This window comes from Embleya sp. NBC_00896, from assembly GCF_045207785.1.
GTDB lineage: Bacteria > Actinomycetota > Actinomycetes > Streptomycetales > Streptomycetaceae > Embleya.
Genome location: NZ_CP108776.1, coordinates 929,914 through 952,371, shown reverse-complemented (window position 1 = coordinate 952,371; position 22,458 = coordinate 929,914). Strand labels below are relative to the sequence as shown.

30 protein-coding genes are annotated in these 22,458 nt (G+C 67.1%); 20 read left to right on the top strand and 10 right to left on the bottom strand.

The window, feature by feature from the left end; all coding sequences use genetic code 11:
• Positions 1-16: 16 nt before the first annotated feature.
• Genes OG928_RS04550 through OG928_RS04540 form a run of 3 tightly spaced genes read left to right on the top strand, consistent with a single transcriptional unit; the run spans position 17 to position 2,102 of the window.
• Positions 17-679 carry a glycerol-3-phosphate responsive antiterminator gene (locus tag OG928_RS04550; RefSeq protein ID WP_406279577.1) on the top strand — a complete coding sequence of 221 codons (663 nt, stop codon included), beginning with the start codon at positions 17-19 and terminating at the stop codon, positions 677-679.
• Positions 676-972 carry a putative quinol monooxygenase gene (locus OG928_RS04545; RefSeq protein ID WP_406279574.1) on the top strand — a complete coding sequence of 99 codons (297 nt, stop codon included), beginning with the start codon at positions 676-678 and terminating at the stop codon, positions 970-972. The genes OG928_RS04550 and OG928_RS04545 overlap by 4 nt, the downstream gene beginning before the upstream one ends.
• Complete coding sequence (locus OG928_RS04540; RefSeq protein ID WP_406279571.1) at positions 969-2,102, top strand: zinc-binding dehydrogenase; 1,134 nt, start codon at positions 969-971, stop codon at positions 2,100-2,102. The genes OG928_RS04545 and OG928_RS04540 overlap by 4 nt, the downstream gene beginning before the upstream one ends.
• 241 nt (positions 2,103-2,343) lie before the next feature.
• On the opposite strand, the gene OG928_RS04535 is transcribed toward OG928_RS04540, so the two are convergent.
• Positions 2,344-2,967 (bottom strand): DivIVA domain-containing protein, encoded by a 624-nt coding sequence (locus OG928_RS04535; protein ID WP_406279568.1) that lies wholly within the window; start codon positions 2,965-2,967, stop codon positions 2,344-2,346.
• Positions 2,968-3,306: 339 nt separating this feature from the next.
• Between OG928_RS04535 and OG928_RS04530 the strand changes: the two genes are divergently transcribed.
• The 5 genes from OG928_RS04530 (at position 3,307) to OG928_RS04510 (ending at position 6,560) form a co-directional block, all read left to right on the top strand.
• Positions 3,307-4,428 (top strand): Dyp-type peroxidase, encoded by a 1,122-nt coding sequence (locus OG928_RS04530; RefSeq protein ID WP_406279565.1) that lies wholly within the window; start codon positions 3,307-3,309, stop codon positions 4,426-4,428.
• Between the two features lie 116 nt (positions 4,429-4,544).
• A complete protein-coding gene (locus OG928_RS04525) occupies positions 4,545-5,345 on the top strand; it encodes a family 1 encapsulin nanocompartment shell protein (RefSeq protein ID WP_406279562.1) in 801 nt (266 codons plus the stop codon).
• A gap of 259 nt (positions 5,346-5,604) precedes the next feature.
• Positions 5,605-5,796: a hypothetical protein gene (locus OG928_RS04520; protein WP_406279559.1), complete on the top strand. Its 192-nt coding sequence runs from the start codon at positions 5,605-5,607 to the stop codon at positions 5,794-5,796.
• Between the two features lie 9 nt (positions 5,797-5,805).
• Positions 5,806-6,210 (top strand): hypothetical protein, encoded by a 405-nt coding sequence (locus OG928_RS04515; RefSeq protein ID WP_406279557.1) that lies wholly within the window; start codon positions 5,806-5,808, stop codon positions 6,208-6,210.
• Between the two features lie 92 nt (positions 6,211-6,302).
• Complete coding sequence (locus tag OG928_RS04510; protein WP_406279555.1) at positions 6,303-6,560, top strand: GNAT family N-acetyltransferase; 258 nt, start codon at positions 6,303-6,305, stop codon at positions 6,558-6,560.
• 531 nt (positions 6,561-7,091) lie between these two features.
• Here OG928_RS04510 and OG928_RS04505 read toward each other — a convergent pair.
• Both OG928_RS04505 and OG928_RS04500 read right to left on the bottom strand, forming a co-directional pair.
• Positions 7,092-7,628, bottom strand: coding sequence for an SMI1/KNR4 family protein (locus tag OG928_RS04505; RefSeq protein ID WP_406279552.1), 537 nt, complete (start codon positions 7,626-7,628; stop codon positions 7,092-7,094).
• The gene (locus OG928_RS04500; protein ID WP_406290783.1) at positions 7,613-7,933 is read right to left on the bottom strand and encodes a DNA/RNA non-specific endonuclease; all 321 of its coding nucleotides are present in this window, start codon (positions 7,931-7,933) and stop codon (positions 7,613-7,615) included. The genes OG928_RS04505 and OG928_RS04500 overlap by 16 nt, the downstream gene beginning before the upstream one ends.
• 193 nt (positions 7,934-8,126) lie before the next feature.
• On the opposite strand from OG928_RS04500, the gene OG928_RS04495 reads away from it, so the two are divergent.
• From OG928_RS04495 to OG928_RS04485, 3 genes are read left to right on the top strand one after another with little or no spacing between them, the layout of a single operon-like run.
• Positions 8,127-8,831 carry a DNA/RNA non-specific endonuclease gene (locus OG928_RS04495; protein ID WP_406279549.1) on the top strand — a complete coding sequence of 235 codons (705 nt, stop codon included), beginning with the start codon at positions 8,127-8,129 and terminating at the stop codon, positions 8,829-8,831.
• Positions 8,832-8,840: 9 nt separating this feature from the next.
• Entirely contained in the window at positions 8,841-9,377 is a 537-nt protein-coding gene (locus OG928_RS04490; protein WP_406279546.1) for an SMI1/KNR4 family protein, read from the top strand.
• 25 nt (positions 9,378-9,402) lie between these two features.
• Positions 9,403-9,654, top strand: a complete 252-nt coding sequence (locus tag OG928_RS04485; RefSeq protein ID WP_406279544.1) for a hypothetical protein — start codon at positions 9,403-9,405, stop codon at positions 9,652-9,654.
• A gap of 284 nt (positions 9,655-9,938) precedes the next feature.
• Here the strand turns inward: OG928_RS04485 and OG928_RS04480 are convergent, their stop codons facing one another.
• The gene (locus OG928_RS04480; protein ID WP_406279541.1) at positions 9,939-10,148 is read right to left on the bottom strand and encodes a hypothetical protein; all 210 of its coding nucleotides are present in this window, start codon (positions 10,146-10,148) and stop codon (positions 9,939-9,941) included.
• Between OG928_RS04480 and OG928_RS04475 the strand changes: the two genes are divergently transcribed.
• Complete coding sequence (locus OG928_RS04475; RefSeq protein ID WP_406279538.1) at positions 10,147-10,539, top strand: hypothetical protein; 393 nt, start codon at positions 10,147-10,149, stop codon at positions 10,537-10,539. The genes OG928_RS04480 and OG928_RS04475 overlap by 2 nt on opposite strands.
• An 832-nt stretch (positions 10,540-11,371) precedes the next feature.
• Here OG928_RS04475 and OG928_RS04470 read toward each other — a convergent pair.
• Positions 11,372-11,890 (bottom strand): SMI1/KNR4 family protein, encoded by a 519-nt coding sequence (locus tag OG928_RS04470; RefSeq protein ID WP_406279535.1) that lies wholly within the window; start codon positions 11,888-11,890, stop codon positions 11,372-11,374.
• A 333-nt stretch (positions 11,891-12,223) separates the two neighbouring features.
• On the opposite strand from OG928_RS04470, the gene OG928_RS04465 reads away from it, so the two are divergent.
• Complete coding sequence (locus tag OG928_RS04465) at positions 12,224-12,493, top strand: DNA/RNA non-specific endonuclease (protein WP_406290780.1); 270 nt, start codon at positions 12,224-12,226, stop codon at positions 12,491-12,493.
• A 6-nt stretch (positions 12,494-12,499) separates the two neighbouring features.
• Positions 12,500-13,060: a hypothetical protein gene (locus OG928_RS04460; protein ID WP_406279532.1), complete on the top strand. Its 561-nt coding sequence runs from the start codon at positions 12,500-12,502 to the stop codon at positions 13,058-13,060.
• A 275-nt stretch (positions 13,061-13,335) separates the two neighbouring features.
• On the opposite strand, the gene OG928_RS04455 is transcribed toward OG928_RS04460, so the two are convergent.
• Genes OG928_RS04455 through OG928_RS04445 form a run of 3 tightly spaced genes read right to left on the bottom strand, consistent with a single transcriptional unit; the run spans position 13,336 to position 15,758 of the window.
• Positions 13,336-14,112, bottom strand: coding sequence for a GNAT family N-acetyltransferase (locus OG928_RS04455; RefSeq protein WP_406279529.1), 777 nt, complete (start codon positions 14,110-14,112; stop codon positions 13,336-13,338).
• Positions 14,109-14,873, bottom strand: a complete 765-nt coding sequence (locus OG928_RS04450; protein WP_406279526.1) for a tyrosine-protein phosphatase — start codon at positions 14,871-14,873, stop codon at positions 14,109-14,111. The genes OG928_RS04455 and OG928_RS04450 overlap by 4 nt, the downstream gene beginning before the upstream one ends.
• Before the next feature lie 57 nt (positions 14,874-14,930).
• A complete protein-coding gene (locus tag OG928_RS04445) occupies positions 14,931-15,758 on the bottom strand; it encodes a MerR family transcriptional regulator (protein WP_406279523.1) in 828 nt (275 codons plus the stop codon).
• Between the two features lie 180 nt (positions 15,759-15,938).
• Here OG928_RS04445 and OG928_RS04440 point away from each other — a divergent pair, with 180 nt between their 5' ends.
• Positions 15,939-16,733, top strand: coding sequence for a hypothetical protein (locus OG928_RS04440; RefSeq protein WP_406279520.1), 795 nt, complete (start codon positions 15,939-15,941; stop codon positions 16,731-16,733).
• On the top strand, positions 16,730-17,371 hold the full coding sequence (locus OG928_RS04435; RefSeq protein WP_406279517.1) for a hypothetical protein: 642 nt from the start codon (positions 16,730-16,732) through the stop codon (positions 17,369-17,371). The genes OG928_RS04440 and OG928_RS04435 overlap by 4 nt, the downstream gene beginning before the upstream one ends.
• A gap of 54 nt (positions 17,372-17,425) precedes the next feature.
• Here the strand turns inward: OG928_RS04435 and OG928_RS04430 are convergent, their stop codons facing one another.
• Positions 17,426-18,274, bottom strand: coding sequence for an SAM-dependent methyltransferase (locus OG928_RS04430; protein ID WP_406279514.1), 849 nt, complete (start codon positions 18,272-18,274; stop codon positions 17,426-17,428).
• Positions 18,275-18,640: 366 nt separating this feature from the next.
• Here OG928_RS04430 and OG928_RS04425 point away from each other — a divergent pair, with 366 nt between their 5' ends.
• Both OG928_RS04425 and OG928_RS04420 read left to right on the top strand, forming a co-directional pair.
• A complete protein-coding gene (locus tag OG928_RS04425) occupies positions 18,641-18,994 on the top strand; it encodes an ATP-binding protein (RefSeq protein ID WP_406279512.1) in 354 nt (117 codons plus the stop codon).
• Between the two features lie 59 nt (positions 18,995-19,053).
• On the top strand, positions 19,054-19,899 hold the full coding sequence (locus OG928_RS04420) for a hypothetical protein (protein ID WP_406279509.1): 846 nt from the start codon (positions 19,054-19,056) through the stop codon (positions 19,897-19,899).
• Positions 19,900-19,933: 34 nt separating this feature from the next.
• On the opposite strand, the gene OG928_RS04415 is transcribed toward OG928_RS04420, so the two are convergent.
• A complete protein-coding gene (locus OG928_RS04415; protein WP_406290778.1) occupies positions 19,934-20,770 on the bottom strand; it encodes an undecaprenyl-diphosphate phosphatase in 837 nt (278 codons plus the stop codon).
• Between the two features lie 399 nt (positions 20,771-21,169).
• Here OG928_RS04415 and OG928_RS04410 point away from each other — a divergent pair, with 399 nt between their 5' ends.
• Entirely contained in the window at positions 21,170-21,520 is a 351-nt protein-coding gene (locus OG928_RS04410; RefSeq protein ID WP_406279506.1) for an STAS domain-containing protein, read from the top strand.
• Positions 21,517-22,434 (top strand): anti-sigma factor RsbA family regulatory protein, encoded by a 918-nt coding sequence (locus OG928_RS04405; protein WP_406279503.1) that lies wholly within the window; start codon positions 21,517-21,519, stop codon positions 22,432-22,434. The genes OG928_RS04410 and OG928_RS04405 overlap by 4 nt, the downstream gene beginning before the upstream one ends.
• Positions 22,435-22,458: the final 24 nt, after the last annotated feature.

The window sequence follows — 22,458 nt, the reverse complement described above, 5'->3', positions numbered from 1 at the left end:
CGCACTCAGGTAGGTCATGAGCACCAGTCACCGCCCGGCAGGCGCACCCCGGATGTCCTCGGTCCTGTCCTCGGCCTTCGCCGAGGTACCGGTCATCGCCTCGATCATCGGCCCCCAGCGGCTGCAGAACTTCATCGGCGCACCGGCCAGGGTGTGCATCCTCGCGTCGATACCCGTCGGGCAGCTGCTCAAGATCGTGCAGCTGCTCGGCCAGGCCGGCAAGACCGTCTTCGTCAACGTCGACAGCTGCCCCGGCCTCGCGCAGGACAAGGGCGCGCTGGAGTTCCTCAAGGCCATGGGCGCGCACGGCATCGTCAGCACCCGGCTCTCGCTCGTCGAGAAGGGCCGCCCGCTCGGGCTGCTGACCATGCAGAAGGTGTTCGTCACGGACCGCAACAACATGCGCCGCAGCACGGACGCGATCGCGCGCGGCGGCCCGGATCTCGTCGAGATCATGCCGTCGCCGATCGTCGCCCGGATGACCCCCGAGGCCAAGCGCGGGATGTCCCCGTTCGTGGCCGCCGGGTTCGTCGAGACCGCCGAGGACGCGGCGGCGGCGCTCGCGCTCGGCGCGGTCGCGGTGGCCACGTCCGACCCTCGGCTGTGGGACCTGCGCCGCGATCGGCTCGCGGCGCTCGCGCCCACCGCCACCCCCACCGTCAGGAGAAGTACTACGTGAGTTACGTCGTCGTCGCCCGCTACCGCACCAACCCCGACGCGCAGGACGAGGTCCTGGGCCTGCTCGACGAGATGGCCCGGCGCTCGATCGAGGAACCCGGGTGTCGCGGCTACCGCGTGCACCAGGGGACCGAGGACCCGCGCGTGGTCGTGTTGTACGAGGAGTACGACGCCGAGGCCGACTTCACCGCGCACTGCGCGTCCGAGCACTTCCGGGAGATCGTGCTCGGCAAGGTGGTGCCGCTCCTGGAGAGCCGCGACGTGGCGCGGCTGACGCCTCGGGTCTCGATATGAGGATCCGGGCCGCGGTGCTGCGGGCGGTGGGACGCGAACGCCCGTACGGCGCCGGCCGGCCGGTCGCGATCGAGGAACTCGAACTCGGCGCACCGCGCGAGGGCGAGGTGCTGGTTCGGATCGCCGCGGCGAGCCTGTGCCACTCCGACCTGTCCGTGGTCAACGGCGACCGGGTCCGGCCGCTGCCGATGGCGCTGGGGCACGAGGCGGTCGGCGTGGTCGAGGCGGTGGGGCCCGGGGTGGACCGGGTCGCGGCGGGGGAGCACGTCGCGATCGTGTTCGTGCCCAGCTGCGGACACTGCGGGCGGTGCGACGAGGGCCGCCCGGCGCTGTGTTCCGCGGCCGCCGCGGCGAACGGCTCTGGCGGGCTGCTGCACGGGCCGTCCCTGCTGCGCGACGCGGCCGGCGAGGTCGTCCACCATCAGCTCGGGGTGTCCGCGTTCGCCGACCACGCGGTGGTGGCGCAGGAGTCGGTCGTGCCGATCCCGGCCGATGTGCCGTTCGCGGTCGCGTCGATGTTCGGCTGTGCGGTGCTCACCGGTGCGGGCGCGGTGATCAACACAGCCGCGGTACGGCCCGGGCAGTCCGTCGCGGTGTTCGGGCTTGGCGGGGTCGGGCTGTCCGCCGTACTCGGCGCGCGGGCGGCCGGCGCGTACCCGATCGTCGCGGTCGACCCGGTGCCCGCCAAGCGCGAACTCGCGCTGCGGCTGGGCGCGTCGCACGCGTACGACCCGGCCGACGCGGTCGCGGCGATCCGCGACCTCACCGGCGGCGGGCTCGACGTGGCGATCGAGGCGGTCGGCAGCGCGCGCGTGGTCGCGGACTGCCTGTCCGCGGTGGACCGCGGCGGCAAGGTCGTGTCGGTGGGCCTCCCGGCGCCCGGACGCATGCTCGACGGCGTCCCGGCACTCGCCTTCGCGGGCGAGGGAAAGTCGTTGATCGGCTCATACATGGGCGACGCGATCCCCCGCCGCGACATCCCGCGCTACCTCGACCTGTGGCGAGCCGGCCTGATGCCGGTGGAGCACCTACACACAGGCACGGTCCCCCTGACCCACCTCAACGACGCCATGGAACTCCTGGCAACCGGCGAGGCAATCCGCCAGATAATCCACACAACCGAGACCTGACGGAGGCCACAACCCCAACCGCCGGCCGAGCCACACGACGCCGACCGGACCATTCACAGGCCGCCCGGCGCTTGGGGCCCTCAGCCGGCCAGGCGCTCGGGGCCATCACCCGGTCCGGCGCTTGGGGCCCCTCAGCCCGGCCGGCGTTTGAGGCCGATTCGGCCGAAGGCCGTCCAGAATCCAGCCCGTCCGGCGCTTGAGGACAACAGCCCGTCCGGCGCTTGAGGACCCCCGACGGCGATCAGCCCCAATCGCCCAACTGCCGCCGCACCAACAGGTCCGCGACCCGATCACACCACCCATCAACCGCAGCCCGGTCATAACCCCGCCAGACCACGTCGAACCGCACGGCCAACACCTCCTCCGGCGCCAACCGAACACGACCGCGCAGCGCCTCCATGACCCGGTCGACCAACAGGTCCACCTCGTCCCGCGCATAACCACGCCGCACCAGCTCGAAACGCTCCAGCGCCGGCCGCAGCGCGACCGCCTTCACGTCCGCCTCCGCCCGCGCCTCGGCAAACCGGTTCGCCGCGACGTCCATCCGCGTCGGAACCGCGTCCGCACCCAAGTCCGACGAGATCGCCGGCCCCCGCGCGTCGCCCGCCGCCCGCTCGGCCAACCGCACCTCGACCTCGTCGAGCGCCGCGTCCACCTCGTCCTCGGCGTACCCGTCGCGCCACCACACCGTGGCGAACTGCTGCTCCCGCACCTGCGTCGGCGTCAACGACACCACCGCCGTGCCGTCCAGGCTGGACCGCACCAGCTCCATGAAGGCGTCCACGTCGGCCACCGCGTACCCCTCCCGAAGCCGCGTCCGGGTGAACCGCCACTCCATCCCGCCCCAAGCCTCGCGTGCCCCCATCCGCGAAGACTACAACCGGCGTGCCCGCCCACTCGGCCACACATTCGCCCACTCGGGCCGAGTGCTTCCGACGCCCCCGAACGAACGCACCCGAACGCCCCAATCAGGTTTGCCGATCGCGCGACCCGTGTCGCAACCGAGCGAGCCCGCCGCCGCATCGGAGAGTTGATCGGCCATGATGCGGGCAGCCGGAAAACGATCACCCAACGCGAACCCCACCCAAGACCGCACACCCGAGACCGCACGCCCGAGACCGCACGCCCGAGACCGCACAGCCGAACAGCCGAGGACGCCGATGCCCGCTACCTCACCGCCACCATCGCCAAGGAGCCGACGACCATGACCCAGCCGCAGGAGACCGCCCCGCCGGACCGGCCCCAGCCGCAACCCATCCTCGGCATGCCCGCCCATTCGGCGATGTTCCTGGTCCTGACGATCGCCGCCGACACCGATGCCGAGGACACCGTCCGCGACTTCCTCGCCGACCTGTCGGGGCTGCGCCGTTCGGTCGGCCTCCGAATCCCGGACGGCGACCTGAAATGCGTGGTCGGCATCGGATCAAACGCCTGGGACCGCCTGTTCGCCGGGCCGCGTCCGGCGGAACTGCACCCGTTCAAGGAACTCTTCGGGGCCAAGCACCACGCCCCCTCCACGCCGGGCGATCTGCTCTTGCACATCCGCGCCAAGCAGATGGACCTGTGCTTCGAGCTGGCGACGGTGATCACCGACCGGCTGGCCGGGGCCGCGACCGTGGTCGACGAGGTGCACGGCTTCAAGTACTTCGACCAGCGCGACCTGATGGGCTTCGTCGACGGCACCGAGAATCCCGAGGGCCAGGACGCCGTAGCCGCGATCACGATCACCGTCGAGGACGACCCGGACTTCGCGGGCGCCAGCTACGTCATCGTCCAGAAGTACCTGCACGACATGCGTGCTTGGAACGCGCTGCCGGTCGAGGCGCAGGAGAAGGTGATCGGCCGGACCAAGCTGTCCGACCTCGAACTGCCGGACGACGTAAAGCCGATCGACTCGCACGTCGCACTCAACACGATCACCGACCCGGACGGCACCGAGCGCGACATCCTGCGCGACAACATGCCGTTCGGCACCGTCGGCAACGGCGAGTTCGGGACCTACTTCATCGGCTACTCCAGCACGCCGAGCGTCACCGAACAGATGCTGCGGAACATGTTCATCGGCAAGCCACCGGGGACCTACGACCGGATCCTCGACTTCTCCACGGCGATCACCGGCAACCTCTTCTTCGTACCCACGGCGGACTTCCTGGAGGACCCGCCCGGCCCGCCCAAGGCGTCCGGCGCGGCATCCGTACCCGCCGGCGGCGACCTGCCGGCCGACCCGGTCGTGCTGCCGGCCCCCGCTTCGCCCGCGGCAGCTTCCGTCGCCTCCGGGGCCTCCGACGGCTCGCTCGGAATCGGTGGACTCTCCCGACGTTCCTGAAACACCGGCAGCACCGAGAACGCCGCAAACACTGCGGACACTGCAACCACTACAAACACCGCGAACACCGCGAACACCGCGAACACTGCAACCACGACAGACAGGAGCCTCACCTGATGAACAACCTGCACCGGGATCTCGCCCCCATCTCCGACGCCGCCTGGACCGACCTCGAAGACGAGGCCAGGCGCACGTTCAAGCGACACGTTGCGGGCCGCCGGGTCGTGGATGTCCAAGGCCCGGACGGCATCGAGACGGCCGGCGTGGGGACCGGTCACCTGACCGACATCACCCCGCCGAGCGACGGAGTCCAGGCCCGCACCCGGGAGTTCCGCCCGCTGATCGAGCTGCGCGTACCGTTCACCGTGGACCGCGGCGCGGTCGACTCGGTTGAGCGCGGCGCCAAGGACGCGGACTGGCAGCCGGTCAAGGACGCCGCGCGCAAGATGGCCTTCACCGAGGACCGGCTGATCTTCGAGGGTTACGCGGCCGGCTCGATCGAGGGCATCCGCGAGGGCTCCACCAACGCGGCGGTGACGCTGCCGGTGGACGTGCGCGAATACCCCGACGCGGTCAGCCGCGCGCTCACCGAACTGCGCCTGGCCGGCGTCAACGGCGGGTACCAGCTCGTGCTCGGCGCCGACGCGTACACCGCGGTCAACGAGGCCGCCGACCACGGCTACCCGATCCGCCAACACCTGACCCGGATCCTCAGCGGCGAGCCGATCTGGGCACCTGCGATCGACGGCGCCTTCGTGGTGTCCTCCCGCGGCGGCGACTACGAACTGCGCCTCGGCCAGGACCTGTCGATCGGCTACCTCTCCCACGACGCGAACACCGTACAGCTGTACTTCCAGGAAACCCTGACGTTCCTGATGCACACAGGCGAGGCAGCGATCGGCTTCACCCGGCCCTAGGATCGAACCTCGCGGGCTGGGCCGGCTACGGCTACTGCGCCTCACACTCCCGCTACTTCTGGGGCCTGCGCCTGTATCTCGTCTGCACGCCGACCGGCATGCCGATCATGTGGGCCCTGGCCAACCCGAAGGTCGACGAGCGCGAGGTCCTCGCGGCCATGCTCGAGGTCGACGCCCGCCTGGTCGCCGAACGCGACGGATCCTGCTCATATCGGACAAGGGCTTCGCATCCAAAGCCTTCGAGAAGGACCTCGCCGAGGTGGGCGTCGAACTGCTTCGACCCTCGTTCAAACGTGAGAGGAAACGGCCCGGGGAGCCCCGACTCAAGAAGGTCCGCCAGCTGATCGAGTCGGTCAACGACACCCCAAAGGCCAGCTCGACCTGGAACAACACGGCAACCATGACCCGCCGCCTGACCGGCACCGGCACCCCGACCTGGCGCGGAGCGTAGGAGACGGCGATGGGCACGACGACCCTGCAGAGGATCGCCGACCGCGAGCAGGCCGTGAACACGGCGGCCGAACAGGTCCGCGCCCGGATCGATGAACTCACCGGTCGCCTACGCGAGTTGGCGACCGAACTCACGGACCTGACCGTCGCCCGCAAGGTCATCCTCGCACTCGGCGACGACGAACCCCCGAATCGTCCGTACCCGGCGCTGCCGGACAACCCCGCCTACCAGCACATCCTCACCGTCCTGGCCGACGCCAACACCGCGCTGCGCGCGAAAGACCCGTGCCACGCTTTGGACACCGGCACCGAGCCCCGCCACATCGAAAGCATGCGCGCCAAGCTCAAACGCCTGGTCAACGCAGGAATCGCCACCGAGAACAACCCGGGCCTGTTCACCCTGACACGCCCGTGAACCCGCTCCGGCGACCCTGATCAGCACGCCTTACCCAACACCAAGGACGAACCGGACATCAGCTCGCGTTCCGTCCTCTCAAAGCCGACCGAATGGTCGCCGGCCTGGGCCTGTTCACCAACGACGAGGGCGTGGCCCGCTTCCAAAACGTCGACACCCACCCGGCCCACCGCAACCAGGGCCTGGCCTCAACCCTCATCCACCACGCAGCCCACCACATCCAGACCCACCACAACGCCAAACACCTGACAATCGTCGCCGACCCCACCTACACGGCCATCGACATCTACAGAACCTTGGGCTTCACCGACACCGAAACCCAACTCCAACTCCAACTCGAACCCACTTGATCCGCCCGAGGCGGGCGGGCGCGCCGCGTCGGCGGGGCGCAATAGCCGGTCGGGTCGATGTGGTCATCGGATCCCACCCGCGTAGGCGTGGTGATTGGCGTCACCGAACGTGTTCGGGTTCGGGGTCCAGGTGTCTCAGGGCGTTGAAGGCGACGCTTGATGGGTTGTACCAGCGGCCGGTCATTCTTCGGGTGCGTCGACGACTCGGCTGTCGCGCCGGGTTCTACACCGCGCGACCGATTCACAGGCAAGGGGCCGAACTCCGGCAGCGGGCTCCCCTTCGGCGGTTCACCGGCCGCCGTGAAACGTACGCCGAGACCCATATCGCGATCGCCTGGCCAGTCTCCGACCGGGCCGCCAAGCGCCCCACCTGCCACCGGACAAGCACCGAACTCGTCCTCGCCCGCGACAATACCTACTGATCAACCGTCAGCCGAACCGCCAGGCCAGCACGCCCTGAACTCAATTCCCCCCGAGGTCGCAACCCAACGGTCGGCACGGGTGCGACGCGACATCGAGGGGTGGGGACGATTACGGAATGGCCACAACATTCACCGGGTTGCGCGGGAGGTTGGGCGGGAATCCCTTCACCGGGGCTCGCCTGCCGAAGAAGCGCACCAGGAAACCGACAGCACTTTCCGGGTACGGATACCAACCATCATAAGAGGTGTTCACAACAACGCTCCACTCATCCGGATTCCCTGCTGTATGCCAATAGAAGGTATCGCCCTCGATCGACTCCCCCCACGGCAGTAGGCCGTCCGGCACGGGAAACGCCGAGTAGCCGCCAGCATCACCGTCCTCCGCGAACATGGCCAAGTTGGCGAGCTGATCTCGCACGTTGTGTACGAATAGATCTTCTTTACCAGCCCGAGGCAATGCGATGCCAATGAAGTTATCGAGCCTGAGTGTTGATCGATAGCGATCGGCCAGGCATCGATAATCGTGTGGCAACGCCGTCCCGAGATCTCTTTCGATGGATGGCCAATCAGGCGATGCGACCAAGTCTGCCCTGCAGGGGAGCAGGGCCGGGATGATCGATTCCAGTTCGTCTACCTTGTTGGACATAGTCCCTGCTTTGCCTTGGCCTGGGTAACATTTACATCGAAGAGGAGTCCATTCTTCGTATACGCCGTCATCCTCAAACCCGCAAAATCGCGCTTGTCGTCTGACGTGTAGAGAACCTCGCCTCGATAGTATACGGTATTTTCTTTGCCAGGCTTCAATCGGTCAGCCATTCTATTCTCGCATTGCTTCATGGAGCTGATATTGAAGTTTCGATATCCCGGCAAGAGATTTTCTGCTCGTCTTTGGGTCACCCAGACGATTGAGGCTGCGCGAAGGTTGTACGGCTTTATTATGACGTGAATCATATATCGACACTCCACAACCAGAGGACACGGAACGGGCCGCGGCTCGGCCAAGGGCTCAACCGCAAAGCCCCCCATCAAACCGAAGCCCCCACACCGCCCCACCGCCCCCAAAAACCGCCCACCGACCTCAGCAACGCCGATCGTCGACCCACTGGTCAACATCATCCGCGGTGTTCTCGATGCGACGCAGATCTTGGACCCGATCCAGGTGGCGGCGCCGCAGGGGGACCGGCACACCCCGGAGCAGATCGAGGCGGACAAATATTCGCTCGAGCTTCTCAAGCAATTTTTCCCGGGGGAAAATATAGACACGGAGCTGGGTTACGGTGGTTCAAGCGCAAATATTCAAAGTAGAAGCACGTCGGCCGCGTGCGAGCGCGATTATCCATCGCAAGACGTCGGTTACTTCTATGCGCCGATGACACGTTTCGTCCCTGGGTCGAACGACTGTAGAGCAACCGGGGCGGTCGCCGTCATCAATAATTCCGATCGCCGGGAGGGCAGGAATGCTCGCGTTAATCCGAGCTGGAATGATCCGGCGGGTATTGATCAATTCCCTGCCGATAACCGAGCGGCTCTGCATTTGATTGCCAGTGCTAATGGTGGAGCAGGAAATATGCTCCGGAACTTCGTCTCGGGATATCAAGATCCGGTAAACTATCCCAATATGTTCTGGGCTCTTGAGAAGCCGGTGAACACTGCCGCTAAGACCCAGACCGTGACTGTCGGTGTTCTTCCCATTTACACACGATCCGCCGATCCGAACTTCCCGTCAGGTCCGGCGATCGCGTCTTCCCTGCGCTTCAAGGCGGAGGGATCGAAGGGCTTCAGTCTCAACTGTACGGTCTCTCTGGATCTGCAGAGCGCGGCCATCAACCGCGGTGTCACGTGTACGTGAGGGAGCAGCATGTTGAGCAATATTTCCACATTCCTCGGGAGGCCGACGGTCAACCGCGATGTTGATGCAGATTGGAGAGAATTCGAGGAGAATTTCAGGATATCACTGCCGTGGGACTATAAGGATTTCATCTCTTCCTATGGGCCTGGGCGAGTTCGCAACAATGTCATCTTCTTTCATCCGAAATCTCCGATGGAGTCTGGTAGTCTGAGCTTGGAGCGCGAGATTCAAAGAACTGCCAAATCATATCTTGATACCCGTTCGATCGATCCGTCTCTGGTGCCGTGGCCCATCTATCCGGAGCCCAGTTGGGTAGTGCCTATCGCGCGCGAATCGAGAGGTTCGCAATTCCTGCTACGCAGAAGTCTTGTGGAGGGCGGATCGTATTCGCTGATTTTCGACTGGCATTTCGGCTGGGATGAATATCAGATGAGCTTTACGGATTTCATGATAAAGGGCTTGTCGGCCACTCTGGATCCTCCGGTCTTTCCGGCGGAAGATGGTGAATATCCCGCATTTGTTTCCGTCGGAAGAATCGAGGAATAGATTCGGCCTGCGGGGAGGTTGGTTGGTGGCGGTGCTGTGGGAGCACGCGTGCGCGCCGCTCCGGGCGGACATCGTCGTGATGGCGGCGAACGCAGGATTCACCAAGGGCGCGAGGAAGTTCTTCGCCGAGGAGCGAATCCACCTGATCGGCCGGGCCGCACTCAGGCACTGGGTCACCTGGGGCGGCCACTTCGAGCAGGTCGCCCCCTCGCAGGCTTGCCCATTGTGCCCACTCAAGACGACGGAACCGTCCCGCGCGTGGGGGCGTAGGTGCTAGGCACCGGCCCGGTGAGCATCTCCCGGACCCGGCCGTGTGCAGTGGAGATCCCGTTCGCCCGGGCTCGACCTGCACAACCGGATCCCCGGGCGGTCCGGGCAGTGCGCGCCACCGAGGACTTCCCGTTGCGAACACGCTGATCCACAGGTCGGCACACGGCGACAGCACGACTCCGAGCCCGAGTCGAATTCAGCCTCGGAGTGCGAGGACACCGTTCGGCCTCACCGTGTGGGCGGGACGAACCGCAATGCGGTACGCGTGTTGCCTGCCTGCGGGCTCGATCATCACGATTCCATCCCAGACCACGTCTTGAAGGTCGCCGCCGCAGAATAGATTTCCGTCGTTGGCTCTACGTCATCGGCCAAATCCTGGGAAACGGCAGCCTGACGGGCAGCATTGTATTTCCGGCTGAACCACCAGTCGTTGCCGTTGTCGCGGACCCCGGCCGCGCGGTCTGATTCGATCAGGGTGCCGTCCGGGATCACGTGCGTCATGCCCTCGCGCGGGCAGCAGGGCGTCGTGCAGGTTCGGGGCGCGGTCGGCGAGGACGTCGATGCCTTCGTGGAGGTAGCGGTAGCCGGTGGCCTGGGAGATCCCGGCATCGCGGGCCAGGCAGTGCACACAGCCGCGCTCGCGGACCCGGCGCAGCACGAACACCGCCTGCCGGAACGGGCCCAACGCGCGCGAGCCCTTCCGGGTGCGGACCATGCGCCGGTGTGCGGCCAGGAGTCGGGCGAGGAACTCCACCACGTGGCGCGGAACGTCGAGCGTCCTTTGCTGTTTCCGCTGCGGCATCCGATTACACAGCGGCCGCCAGGGCCACCCGGACCGGTACTGGCACCGGGGCCGCTACCGGGCCCACCGCTGGATCCGCAGGCGCCGTAGGTACGGCAAGCCCACAGGTTGAGATCACCCGCGCGAGTGCCCGCGGCAGCCGAACTGGTCGCTGCGTTGTTGACCAGTGTCTGCTGCCTCAGCTACCAACCGCTGAGGACTGCGGTACCGGCGAGCGTGCCGCCGCCACTGCCGGTCCAGGAGTTCCACTTGCTCTTGAGGCTGGACCCAGCGCTCTTGGTACCGGACCACGCTCCCGAGGCGGCCCCGGCGAGGGACTGCGCCAGGGCACCGCAACTCTTTCGACATTCATCAGCGAGGCTCGTAGCCGCCCATCCGATCAGAGCGGCGGCGATCGCCGCCTCGATGACGCAACCATCGACGCAATGTCCACTCGGGTCCGCATTTCCCAGCGGATCGCTATTCCCGTATGCGTACCGGTTTGCGTTGCCGGATGGGGTGGGGTTGTGAGGGTCCGGGTGTCTCGGGAGTCGAAGGTGGCGGTGGTGGGGTCGTACCAGCGGCTGGCCATGTTGATCTGGCCGGTGGTGGAACTCGCGCGGTTGAGGGTGGTGGGGTCGATGGTTGCGGTGACGTCGCCGTGTTGGTCGGTGATGGTCAGGGTGGCGCTGGTGCCGTTGCCGGTGGCGATGGGGTCGCCGTCGGGGTCTCGGGTGAATGTGGTGGTGCCGTCTGCGACGAGGTTGAATTCGATCGCAGCCCGAACAGCGAGCCGAGACTCGGAGATTCAGTCGATCGCAACGACGTGCACCGGATTACGCGGCAAATTTGGCGGCAGCCTGCTGACCTTGCTGGGCGATCCTCGGGCCCGGACCGCCGGGCTCCTTCGACCGCAAACCGGCGCCCAAGCCAGTCCTAAAAGTCACAGCACGCGCCCAACCAGTTCGTACGACGACGGTTCATCGAGAACCGACTCGTGGAAGAAGTGAATATCGCCCGTCAGTGCCCTTTCGAGAAAATCCCGAAAACAAATCTGGTAATCAAGCCACGTTCCGTCCCAGTCGACGAGAACGGCCCACCCATCGATGCTCAGATGCGCCCTAGGGCGCAGAAACACCTCATGCCCCCAGGTCGTATGTCCCACCGGAAAAATTCCGCCGGGTGCAGGGAAGATTCGATATGGCACGAGAGATGGGTCCATCTCGCCATACGCCGCAGCAACGACCGAGACCTTCCATCGCAGACTCAGGCTGTCGTCTGCCTCCGGGGCTCGCGGATGGAACAGCGTTAGTGTGTCATTGATGACACACGGCCCATAGGCGGAAATAAAATCTTTGTAGCTTGATGGAAGAGCAACGTTGAATTCGGTCTCGAAATCCCGCCAGTCGGAATCGACGTTATGATTCAAGCTCGGTCCACTAAGGACGTGAGAGAGGTCCACCAGAAGTCCTTTGCGTGCAGCTGTATCCACCTTGAGGCTGATTATACACAGTGCAGTTCAGGGCATATCCACCGCTTCCTTGAGCAACCATTCGAATCTCGTTCGGAACTCCGGAATGCTGACTTGGGTTACCGTATATAGGCAAGACTCCAATTGGACGCGGCCGGTAGGGCCACTGGGGTTCAGGCATGCCTGAATCAGAAGGACGTGGACTATACAGACAAGGAGGGAAATCGAAAGAATGGCAATGACAGCAAGATTCTTGGTACTCCGACGGAGTATCCGAGCGTGGACCCGTGGAAGGTTCCGCACGGATATGTGGCAGACAAGACGATGCATCGAGGACACCTGCTTGCCCGTCAGTTGGGTGGCAATGGCAAGGATGTTCGAAATCTCGTTCCGCTGTACGCGAAAACAAATACCCCACACATGAGTGGATTTGAAGACGATATTGCGCGAGACCTGGCGCTGGGAGATTCGATATACTTTACATCGCGACCCATTTATAGCGGACATTCGGGAATTCCAGATTCAATTGTAATCACTGCGTCTGGACATCTCAGAACCAGACACATAACGATTCCAAATACGCCAGGAAGGTAAGTATTCATGTCAATCGATCGATTGATCGAGGTTGTTAAGCCTCCCCAGGCGATTGGCTTCGTCCAGGATTGGGCGACGGCGGAATCGGAATTGGGAACTGCCCTTCCGCAAGAATATATGCGTCTTGTCGACATATTCGGTGCGGGATCCTTCAATGACTATCTGGATCTCCTTACTCCGCCGTCGCAGTATGGGGCGGGCGATATAATCTCCACCGCGCGCGAACTGCATGAACTTGCGAGCGTGGATTGGTATGGAAATCCATACGATCCCTACTCCATCTTCCCGAATCCTGGCGGCTTGCTTCGCTGGGCTGAAAGCGAGACTGAAGACGAATTTTATTGGCTTACAAACGACAAGGATCCAAATAAATGGCCTATTGTGGCCAGAGAGCAAGGCGAGGAATGGCATAAGTTCGAAGTTTCTACCACGCGATTCATTTTGGACACTCTGTCCTCGACTGCGACGGCTCCGTTCTCGCGTACGGCCCAGCGCATGGGTCAGCCATTCTTCAGGCCCAGCAGCAGAACCGGCGATGACTTCGATTGGGATGGCCGACTTCCATAGTCGTAGGGCTCTTTTTCGCCGTCTCGTAGTATCGGGTAGCCGGGGGCCGCAGGCATGAACCAGTGCCAGTGAACTGCTTCGGGTTCGTTGCCGACTACCAGGCCGGTGCGGCGTCAAGCGGCTGAGAGGTCCTAGCAAAGATTGATATGTACCACGACGCTTCACCGACTGGGCTTTGTCGATCACATGCGCGCCTACCTGGTTGTACACGCAGTCCACCCGGGGGCCGCACCTGCGCCGGCGACCTACGCGGGTCGATCTTCATCTCTGGGTGGTCAGGTGGGTTCGAGTTGGAGTTGGAGTTGGGTTTCTTTGTCGGTGAAGCCGAGGGTTTTGTAGATGTTGATGGCTGTGTAGGTGGGGTCGGCGACTATTGCCAAGTGGTTGGCGTTGTGGTGGGTCTGGATGTGGTGGGCTGCGTGGTGGAGGAGGGTTGAGGCCAGGCCCTGGTTGCGGTGGGATGGGTGGGTGTCGACGTTTTGGTAGCGTGCGACGCCGTTGTCGTCGGTGAACAGGCCCAGGCCGGCGACCATTTGGTCGGCTTTGAAGGCGCCGAACCAGGCGCCGTGGCCGTGGTCCTGGAGGGTGCGGAGGCCGGCCATCCGAGCCCTTGCGAACTCGCTGATCTCGGTGCCGGGTTCGGAGATGGTCAGCGCCTGGGCCCAGTCGTCGTCGCCGGACAGGGCGCGGTAGGTCGCCTGGGTGTTGGGGCGGGGTGGGGGCTGGACCGCGGTCGTGGTCAGCACCGTGTTGCGGGCCACCGTCAGGTGCGCGGCCGCCAGGTCGGCGGTCTCGCCCGCGTCGCCGTCGACGCTGTCGATGCCCAGGGCGACGTGTTCCGCGTCCGGGAACTCGCGGCGGAACGTGCGCACCCACTCGGCGGCTGTGCCCGGGGCCGGTCGGGCGGCCAGGAGCAGGAAGTTGCCCCAGTAGAAGGTCGGGTTGCTCGGGGTTCGTACGACCAGATAGCCGTCGCGTTGCTCGACCAGGCTGCCCTGGAGGGTGAGCAGCATGAGGTCGGTGCGGTATCCCAGGGATGTCGGCGGGTTCATGCGGGGTCCCCGATGGCCGGCGATGTCAGGAGTGTGTTCCGGAGTGTGGCGATCTCGGGTTCGGTGAAGCCCAGTTGCTCCACGACGTACGCGTGCGGTGAGCCGTATGTGGTGGACAACCCGGCCAGGACGAGCCGCATCACCTCCGCCGGGGCTCGGCCGAAGCCGGGCCAGCGAGGCGAGGCGCCGCCGTGTTCCGCCCGCCAGTCCGCGAGCAGGCGGGCCGTGGCCAACTCGGTGAGAGCGAAGTCGGCGACGATGTCCTCGTCCGAGACGCCCAGCAGGCTCAGGACCAGCGCCGCGATCAGGCCCGTGCGGTCCTTGCCGGAGGCGCAGTGGAAGACCACCGGCGCGCGGTCCGCCGCCGCGATCAGGGCCAGGGCCTCGCGGATCTCCGCGACACCGTCCTCGGCGACCTCCGCGAACCGGGCCGCCAGGTATGGGCCAGGCTCTATGTCCTCGGTCAAGTCCGGTTGGTTGTACGGGCGGTGCTCGATGCTGAGGTTGTGGTAGCTCAGCGAGGAATGCTCCGGGACGCGGCCCCGATGCTCGATCTCCCACGGGTAGCGCAGGTCGATGACTGTGCGGACGCCGAGGGCCAGGAAGGCGTCCCAGTCGGCGCCTTCGAGTTTGCCGAGCGAGTCGGAGCGGTACAGCCGGCCCCACTGCACCGTGCGCCCGTCGGCGGTCCGATAGCCGCCCACGTCGCGGAAGTTGTGCAGGCGAGCGAAGCCGACGTGGCGGCGGTGCGGTTGGCTCATCGAAGGATCGTATGGCGCGTGCGGCGCCGATGTCCCGTGGCTTTTCGTGCCGAGAGCTCAGTCCATGCGCCCCCGCGCGTACGCCGCCATCGCGTCCCGGATGAACTCGGCCAACCCGTCCGCGACCCCGTCGTACGTCGCCCGCCACCGCTCGTCGGCCGCGAACATCTCGCCCAGCCCCGTGTACGCCGCCGCGTCCGGGGTCCAGAACCGGGACACGAAGCGGTAGTGCACGTCGACCTCGGCGAGCACGACGTCGTCGTCCGCGGTCGCGCCGGCCGTCATCAGATCGGCCATCCGGTGGATGTGCGCCGCGCTCTCGCGCCGCAGGCCCGACATGTCGTCGGGGCCGAGCGTGTCCGTGTACTGCTTCGACCAAGCCCACTGCTCGGGCCATCGCTCGGCGGCCTCCGCCTCGTGCGCGGCCGGATCGAAGCCCTCGAACAGGGTTTCCGGCTTGTGGATCCTCGCCATGGTGTCGTCCTTCCGTCCGTGTCCGTGTCCGTGTCCGTGTTCGCGATCGCGCCCGTGTTCGCCCCCGTGTCCGCGTGCGCTCTCGCGTTCGAGTTCCGCGATGGTCCGGGCGACCGTGGCCGCCAAGCGGTCGAGCCGCGACCGCTCCGCGAGCAGCCGCTCGTGGTGTGCCCGCAGCGCCGCGACCTCGTCGGTCTCGGCGGCGAGTACGGCCGCGATCTCGCCGAGGCCCACGCCCAGCTCGCGCAGCACCAGGATCCGCTGGAGCCGCAGCAGCTCGGCCTCGCCGTAATGGCGGTAGCCGTTCGCGCCGATCCGGGTCGGCGGCAGCAGCCCGATCGCGTCGTAGTGCCGCAACGCCCGCGACGTGACCCCCGACATGCGGGCCACCTCCACGATCGACCAGGTCATCGACTGCTCCGTTCGTCTCGGCCCGCCCGGGCCCGGCGCTGCCCTCGTCATCGCCCACCAACGACGCTAGGCGTTGACGCACCGGCAACGTCAAACGCCGCGTGAGCGGGCGGGCAACGTCAAATGCCGTCCGATGTGGCAGGCTCGTGGCGTTACGCTCCGCGATCCGAAAGCAGGACCATGCCCGGCACGAACCACCTCGCCCAGGCCGACCAAGCAGTGCGCGAGGGACGCATGGACGCCGCCGTCAAGCTGTACCTCGAGGCCGCCGACGCCGGTGCGCCCGAAGCCCGCCGCAAGGCCGGCGAGCTGATGTTCGCGGGCGGCGACGAGAACGCCGAGGCGGTACTGCGCCAGGCACTCGCCGAAGGCGACACCGAGGCCGTCGACGCCCTCAGCGAGCTGCTGGAGGTCACCGGCCGGGCGGATGCCGCCGTCGAGCTGCTCACCGAGCGCCACCTTCAGGGCGAGACCCACTGGGCGCTGGCGATCGCCAACCTGCTCGCCGACGCGCTCGACGAGCCGGAGGCGGCCGAGCGGTGGTACGCCGCGGCCGTCGAGGCGGGCGACCCCGACGCGCCGAACGACTTCGCGGCCTTCCTCCAGGACTTCGACCGGGACGCCGAGGCCGAGGCGCTGCTGCGGCCGGCGGCGGAGAGTGGCGACGAGTTCGCGATGGCCAACCTCGGCCGGCTGCTGCTCAACGGGGACGCGATCGACGAGGGCATCGCTTGGCTGACCCACGCGGTCGAGGCCGGCCAGGAGGACGCGCTGGTGGACCTGGGCGACGCCGAGCTGGACGCCGGCCACATGGGCGCCGCGCGCGAGCACATTCGGCGCGCGATGGACTCCGGCATCGACGGCTCGCGGCTGCTGTACGCGCACCTGCTCGACCGCGAGGGCGCCGACCGCGACGAGATCGAGGCCGCCTACCGCGTCGCGGTCGAGGCGGGCGACGTGGAGGTCGAGGAATGAGGCGCGTGGCGGTCGGCGCGACCGTGGCCGCACTGATAGCGGTCGGCGCGTGCGACGCCGGCGAGGACAAGGACGCGAAGGCGGAGCCGTCCGCGACGCCGTCGACCACGCAGCCCGCCCGGCCCGGCGAGATCCGCGACCCGAAGGCGCACGTCTCCTACGTGCTGCCGCAGGGCTGGTACGCGAAGCCGCCGGACACCGTCGTCGGCCTGTACTCGTCGGTCGCCACCACGGTCGACCCCAAGACCGCGAACGCGAGCGCCAAGCCCTCGGCCGACCCGAAGAATCCGCTCGGGACGTTCATGGTCGGCGTCGTGGACACCGAGGCGTACGTGGCCAAGCCCCGCTCGATGCCCGAGATGGCCGAGACGGTCGGACGCGCCCAGCTCGAACTGATGTACCCGGCCAAGGCCCAGGACACGGTGCGATCCAGCGAGGCGGCCCGCCTCGACGGCCGCAACGCGTGGCTGATGGACATCGAGTGCACGCCCGAGGACAAGAACGTGGCGCCGTTCCGGCTGCGGATCACGGTGATCGACACGGGGACGGTGCCGATCTACATGCTGTCCTCGGCGCCGAGCAGCGCGACCGAACGGTTCGGCGAGATCGAGTCGATCGAGCGTTCGGTGCGCTTCTGACGAGACGTCGACACCCATGTACCAAAAGCGCGTTCGGCCCCGCCACTCGAAGCCTCAGCGCTTGAACGCCAACCCGCCGCCGGCGACCTTCTGCGCGATCGTCAGGTCGCCGGTGAGCGGGGTTTCCGGGCGCCACTTCGCCATGTAGTCGATGCCCGGCTCGGCGATCTCCCACCCGTCGAAGAACGCCTCGATCTCCGCCATGGTGCGGAACCGCCCGCTGCCGAGCGCCTTGAGCGCGACCTGCTCCAGGGCTGCCAGCTCCGGCTCGGTCGACCTGCAGAACTGGGCCAGCAGCAGGCCCGAACCCGGCACGGTGGCGGCCTTGTACGCGTCCACGATCTTGGCGACCGCCGCGTCGTCGACGATGTGGTGGGTGACGTTGAGCAGGATCAGGCCGACCGGCTGGGACAGGTCGATCAGGTCGCGGACCCCGGGCGACGCGAGCAGTTCGGCCGGCGCGCCGAGATCGGCGGTGACCACCGACGTGAACTCGTCGCCGGCCAGGATCGCCCGGCCGTGGGCCAGCACGATCGGGTCGATGTCGACGTACACCGTGCGCGCGCCGGGGGCTGCGGCCTGGGCCACCTCGTGCGTGTTCTGCACCGTCGGCAGACCCGAACCCAGGTCCAGGAACTGCCGGATGCCCTGCTCCGCCATCGCCCGGACGCCGCGCGCCAGGAAGTTGCGACCCTCCCACGCGCCGTCCCGACCGCCGGGCATGACCTGCAGCATCTGCTCGGCGACCGCACGGTCGGCCGGGTAGTTGTCCTTGCCGCCCAGAACCGCGTCGTATACCCGTGCGATGCTCGGCGTGGTCACGTCGATGCCGGTGGGCGCCCAGTCGTCGGAGGACGAGTCCGGGTGTGATTCGGACGCCGCGTCGGGTCGTGCGTCGGTCATGAAGTCCCCCCGCAGGTAGTCGGCAAGATCGCCACCATCGGGCCGATGCTAGTGCTTGAGTCGGTGAATTACCCGAACTACCTTGACAGGATGGTTGGTTCGCGCCAAAGAGGCAGCTTGTCCGGATCCGATTCGCGGTTTTCTTTGCCAAGCGATCCGCCCGGAAGGCGCTCCGATTCGGTAGCTTCCAAGTGGTCCACCGATCTTGCCGCGGTTTCTACCAGATCACGGGTGCTCGACGACGGACAATCGCAGTTCGGGTCCGTTTCCGGGGCGCATTCGATCACGGTGCTCTCAGCAGCCCGACCGACTGGAGGGGGAGACGTGGCCACCACCGTGTCCAGAACGCGATCGACTGTGCGGCTCGTGTCCAAACCGCAGACCGTCTCCGCGGCCCGCGCGCACGTGCGGCGCTTTTGCGAGCGGGTCGGCTTCGAATCCGACGATCCGGTACGGGTGACGTCGGAACTGGCGTCCAACGCCGTCGAACACGCGGGCGACTACGGCGACTACGAGGTCTCGGCGGCCCTGCACGGCAGCGTCCTGTGGGTCGAGGTGCTGGACTGCCTGCCGTGTTCGTTGCCGTCGCCCGTCGAGGTGTTGGAGGACGCCGAGGCCGGCCGCGGCCTGCTCGTGGTCGCGGCGCTCACGCACCGCTTCAAGGTCGAGCTGCGCAGCAGCGGACGCAAGGCCGTGTGTGCCGGGTTCGAAGTGGACTGAGCGGTCCCGATACGGTTGGACGCCTGCATTCCGATACGGACGTGAAGGATCGGGCTCGTATGGTGTTCGGCAGGCGTAGGACGCGGCCCGAGGCGGAACGGACGGCGATACCGGAGCCGGGTCCGCCGGCGGCCGAGCCCGAGGTCGAACCCGAGACCGGGCTCGATCCCGAGATCGGGCCTGATCCCGAGATCGGGCCTGATCCCGAGATCGGGCCCGATTCCGAACCCGCGCCCACCGACTCGGCGGACTGGTGCCTCGTCACCGCGTTCACCTTCGGCCCGCTCGCCCGCGTCGGGGCGAAGCGCACCCCGAGGAACGCCCCGAACAACGACTCGAACAACGCCTCGAACGACGCCCCCGAAAGCACCTCAGGGTCGAAGACCGGGATCCGGATCCTGCGCGGCGCCGCCGACCGCTTCTTCACGCCGTGCGCGTACGCCGGTTCCGACCGCCGCTCGCTGTACCTGCCCGACGGCACCCTGCTGTGCGCGGTGGACCCGAGCGAGACGATCGACGACGTACGACACGACCGCGTCCGCGCCGCCGACGGCGAACTCGTCGGCACCATCCGCCGGATCCCGCCCACCCGCAGACTGCTCAAGCACACGTGGCGGATCGACCAACCCGGCCACCCGGAGATCGTCGGCCGCAATCTCTTCACCACGACCGACCCCCGCCGCTTCGTCGCGCACACCGCCGACACCGCGGTCAGCCTCACCTTCGACACGCTGCTGTCCGGCCCCGAGGAGTCGCTCGGCCCGGTCCGCCCGCGCGTGCTCGCGTGGAAGGCGGACGGCGACCTCGTGATGACCACGGACGGCCGGCACCAGCCGGTCCGCCTGCTGGCGCCATGGGTCGACCGCCGATTGGCCTTCGCCTTCGCGATGCTCGGCGACGAATGACCAATGCCCGCGGGGCGCCGAGTGTCGCGTGCCGCTACTCCGTCGCGCCCGCCGTCGGCTCCAGTGCGCCGAAGATCACCAGGCCCAGCACGATCAGGCCCAGGACGACGCGGTAGGCGACGAAGACCGTGAAGCTGTGCGTGCTGATGTACTTCAGGAACCACGCGATCGCCGCGTACCCGACCACGAACGCGACCACGGTGGCCAGGATCGTCGGGCCCCAGGCGGGGGACGGGCCCTCGCCGATCTTGAACAGCTCCAGCCCGCCCGAGGCCAGCACCGCCGGGATGGCGAGCAGGAACGAGTAGCGCGCCGCGACCTCGCGCCGATACCCCATCAGCAGGCCCGCCGTGACCGTGCCGCCCGAGCGCGATACGCCCGGGATCAGCGCGAGCGACTGGGCGAAGCCGTAGATCAGCGACTCCTTGCCGTTGAGCTTGTCCAGCCCCCGGTTGTTGAGCGCTATTCGGTCCGCGACCAGCAGGATCAGGCCGAACACGATCAGCGTGGTGCCGATCAGGCGCAGATCGCGGAACGTCGTCTCGATCGTGTCCTGGAACGCCAGACCCAGGATCGCGATGGGCAGCGTGCCGACGATGATGTACCAGCCCATCCGCGCGTCGAGTTCGCCGCGCAGCGACGGCGTGTACAGCGACTTCACCCACGTCGTGACGATGTTGCCGATGTCCTTGCGGAAGTAGATCAGGACGGCGGCCTCCGTCCCGATCTGGGTCACGGCGGTGAACGCCGCGCCCGGGTCCTCCCAGCCGGCGAACGCCGACACGATGCGCAGATGCGCGCTGGAGGAGATCGGCAGGAACTCGGTGAGTCCCTGGACCAGGCCGAGTACGACGGCCTCGAACCAACCGATCACCGGACGACTCCGAGGGACGAGACAGGGAAGCGGATCATGCGCGTCACGCTATCCGCGTGCGACCGAGCGTCAGGTGGACGACAGATGTCGGGAAATGGACGGCTGGGTGACGGTCGGGCCGATCCTCCGGGAACCGGGTTTGCGCGGCTCGAATTCATGGAACACGCGGATTTCGCCGGGCCCCGCGGGTTGGGCAACCGCCGCTGCGGGCACCGCGCTCGTGCACTGCGACGTGCGCGCGGACAGGCCCCGCCCGGCCTGCCGACGCTGCGGCCGTTCCAGCTTGCGCAGGCGCACGGGGCACTGACGTGGCTGCGGAGACGTTTGGGGTAGACGGTGTCGAATGCCGGCCGCTGGGTAGCTTGCTCGGGAAGATCGGCGGGTGGGAGGCATCGGATGGCCATCGACTACATGGACGGGGTGCTCCGCGTGGAGCGGACCTGGCCACCACCCGGTATCCGCCTGTTCGGCGAGGTCGACCTCGAGAACTGCACCCACGTGCGATCCGCGCTGGTCGCGCAGAGCGCCGCGGGAGCCGGCGATCTCGGCGATCTCCACGTGGACGTGTCGGCGCTGCGCTTCATCGACGTGGCCGGGATGCGCACCCTGGTCGAGGCGGCTCTTCGCCTACAGCCGGGCAGGCGACTCGTCCTGCACAGCGCCTCCGAGGACCTGTGCGTACTCGTGAGACTCGCGGGATGGGACCGGGTTCCGGGCCTGGTGCTGGAGCAGGTGACCATCGGATGACGACGGCCACTCTGTTCCGGCACGAAGCCCTGCTCTACGCGGGACTCGACGAGTTCGTCCGAGACACCGCCGCGTTCGTCCGCGCGGGCCTGGCGGCCGACGAGGCGGTCGGCGTGGCCGTGATCGAGCCCCGTGCGGGGGCGCTGCGCGAGGAGTTGGGCGCCGAGGCCGCGCGGGTCGCGTGGATCGACATGGAGCGGGTGGGCCGCAACCCCGCCCGGATCATCCCGGCCTGGCAGCAATGGACCGAGGACAACGGCGCGCGGGTGTTCCGCGGCATCGGCGAACCGATCTGGGCCGGCCGTACGCCCGCCGAGATCGTCGAGTGCCGGCACCACGAGGCGCTGCTCAACCTTGCGTTCGAGGCGGTGCCGTGGCAACTCCTGTGCCCGTACGACGTATCCGCGCTCGACCCCGACGTGATCGACGGGGTGGGGCACTCGCACCCGCAGGTTCTGGCGGGTTCGACCGCCCGCGGCGGAGCCTTCCCGAGCGCCGCCGACTTTGCCGCGACCCTGCTCGGACCGCCGCTGCCGGAGGTCCCCGCGCACGCGGCACGCCTCGCCTTCCGCTCCGGCGAACTGGCGGGCGTCCGCGCCCTCGTCCGGGCCGGTCTGACCGACGCGCCGCGCTCGTTCGTGAACCACGCGATCCTGGCGGTCAGCGAGATCGCGGGCAACAGCGTCGTACACGGCGGCGGCCACGGCACGATCGCCATCTGGGCGGAGGGCACGGCGTTCGTCTGCCAGATCGAGGACGCCGGCCACATCGTCGACCCGCTCGCCGGCCGTCACCGCCCGACACCCGACCAGGACGGGGGGCGCGGGTTGTGGATGGCCAATCAGATCTGTGACCTGGTCCAGATCCGGTCGGGCGAGGCGGGGACGACGGTGCGGGTGCGGATGGCGGAGTAGCGCGCCGGACCGGTTGCCCGCGTC

Coding starts and splice junctions, on each gene's coding strand:
- OG928_RS04550 (WP_406279577.1), top strand. CDS start 17: ATGAGCACCAGTCACCGCCCGGCAGGCGCACCCCGGATGTCCTCGGTC.
- OG928_RS04540 (WP_406279571.1), top strand. CDS start 969: ATGAGGATCCGGGCCGCGGTGCTGCGGGCGGTGGGACGCGAACGCCCG.
- OG928_RS04535 (WP_406279568.1), bottom strand. CDS start 2,967: ATGGGGGCACGCGAGGCTTGGGGCGGGATGGAGTGGCGGTTCACCCGG.
- OG928_RS04530 (WP_406279565.1), top strand. CDS start 3,307: ATGACCCAGCCGCAGGAGACCGCCCCGCCGGACCGGCCCCAGCCGCAA.
- OG928_RS04525 (WP_406279562.1), top strand. CDS start 4,545: ATGAACAACCTGCACCGGGATCTCGCCCCCATCTCCGACGCCGCCTGG.
- OG928_RS04515 (WP_406279557.1), top strand. CDS start 5,806: ATGGGCACGACGACCCTGCAGAGGATCGCCGACCGCGAGCAGGCCGTG.
- OG928_RS04510 (WP_406279555.1), top strand. CDS start 6,303: ATGGTCGCCGGCCTGGGCCTGTTCACCAACGACGAGGGCGTGGCCCGC.
- OG928_RS04505 (WP_406279552.1), bottom strand. CDS start 7,628: ATGTCCAACAAGGTAGACGAACTGGAATCGATCATCCCGGCCCTGCTC.
- OG928_RS04500 (WP_406290783.1), bottom strand. CDS start 7,933: ATGATTCACGTCATAATAAAGCCGTACAACCTTCGCGCAGCCTCAATC.
- OG928_RS04490 (WP_406279546.1), top strand. CDS start 8,841: ATGTTGAGCAATATTTCCACATTCCTCGGGAGGCCGACGGTCAACCGC.
- OG928_RS04475 (WP_406279538.1), top strand. CDS start 10,147: ATGCCCTCGCGCGGGCAGCAGGGCGTCGTGCAGGTTCGGGGCGCGGTC.
- OG928_RS04480 (WP_406279541.1), bottom strand. CDS start 10,148: ATGACGCACGTGATCCCGGACGGCACCCTGATCGAATCAGACCGCGCG.
- OG928_RS04465 (WP_406290780.1), top strand. CDS start 12,224: ATGCATCGAGGACACCTGCTTGCCCGTCAGTTGGGTGGCAATGGCAAG.
- OG928_RS04460 (WP_406279532.1), top strand. CDS start 12,500: ATGTCAATCGATCGATTGATCGAGGTTGTTAAGCCTCCCCAGGCGATT.
- OG928_RS04455 (WP_406279529.1), bottom strand. CDS start 14,112: ATGAACCCGCCGACATCCCTGGGATACCGCACCGACCTCATGCTGCTC.
- OG928_RS04450 (WP_406279526.1), bottom strand. CDS start 14,873: ATGAGCCAACCGCACCGCCGCCACGTCGGCTTCGCTCGCCTGCACAAC.
- OG928_RS04445 (WP_406279523.1), bottom strand. CDS start 15,758: ATGACCTGGTCGATCGTGGAGGTGGCCCGCATGTCGGGGGTCACGTCG.
- OG928_RS04440 (WP_406279520.1), top strand. CDS start 15,939: ATGCCCGGCACGAACCACCTCGCCCAGGCCGACCAAGCAGTGCGCGAG.
- OG928_RS04435 (WP_406279517.1), top strand. CDS start 16,730: ATGAGGCGCGTGGCGGTCGGCGCGACCGTGGCCGCACTGATAGCGGTC.
- OG928_RS04430 (WP_406279514.1), bottom strand. CDS start 18,274: ATGACCGACGCACGACCCGACGCGGCGTCCGAATCACACCCGGACTCG.
- OG928_RS04420 (WP_406279509.1), top strand. CDS start 19,054: ATGGTGTTCGGCAGGCGTAGGACGCGGCCCGAGGCGGAACGGACGGCG.
- OG928_RS04410 (WP_406279506.1), top strand. CDS start 21,170: ATGGCCATCGACTACATGGACGGGGTGCTCCGCGTGGAGCGGACCTGG.
- OG928_RS04405 (WP_406279503.1), top strand. CDS start 21,517: ATGACGACGGCCACTCTGTTCCGGCACGAAGCCCTGCTCTACGCGGGA.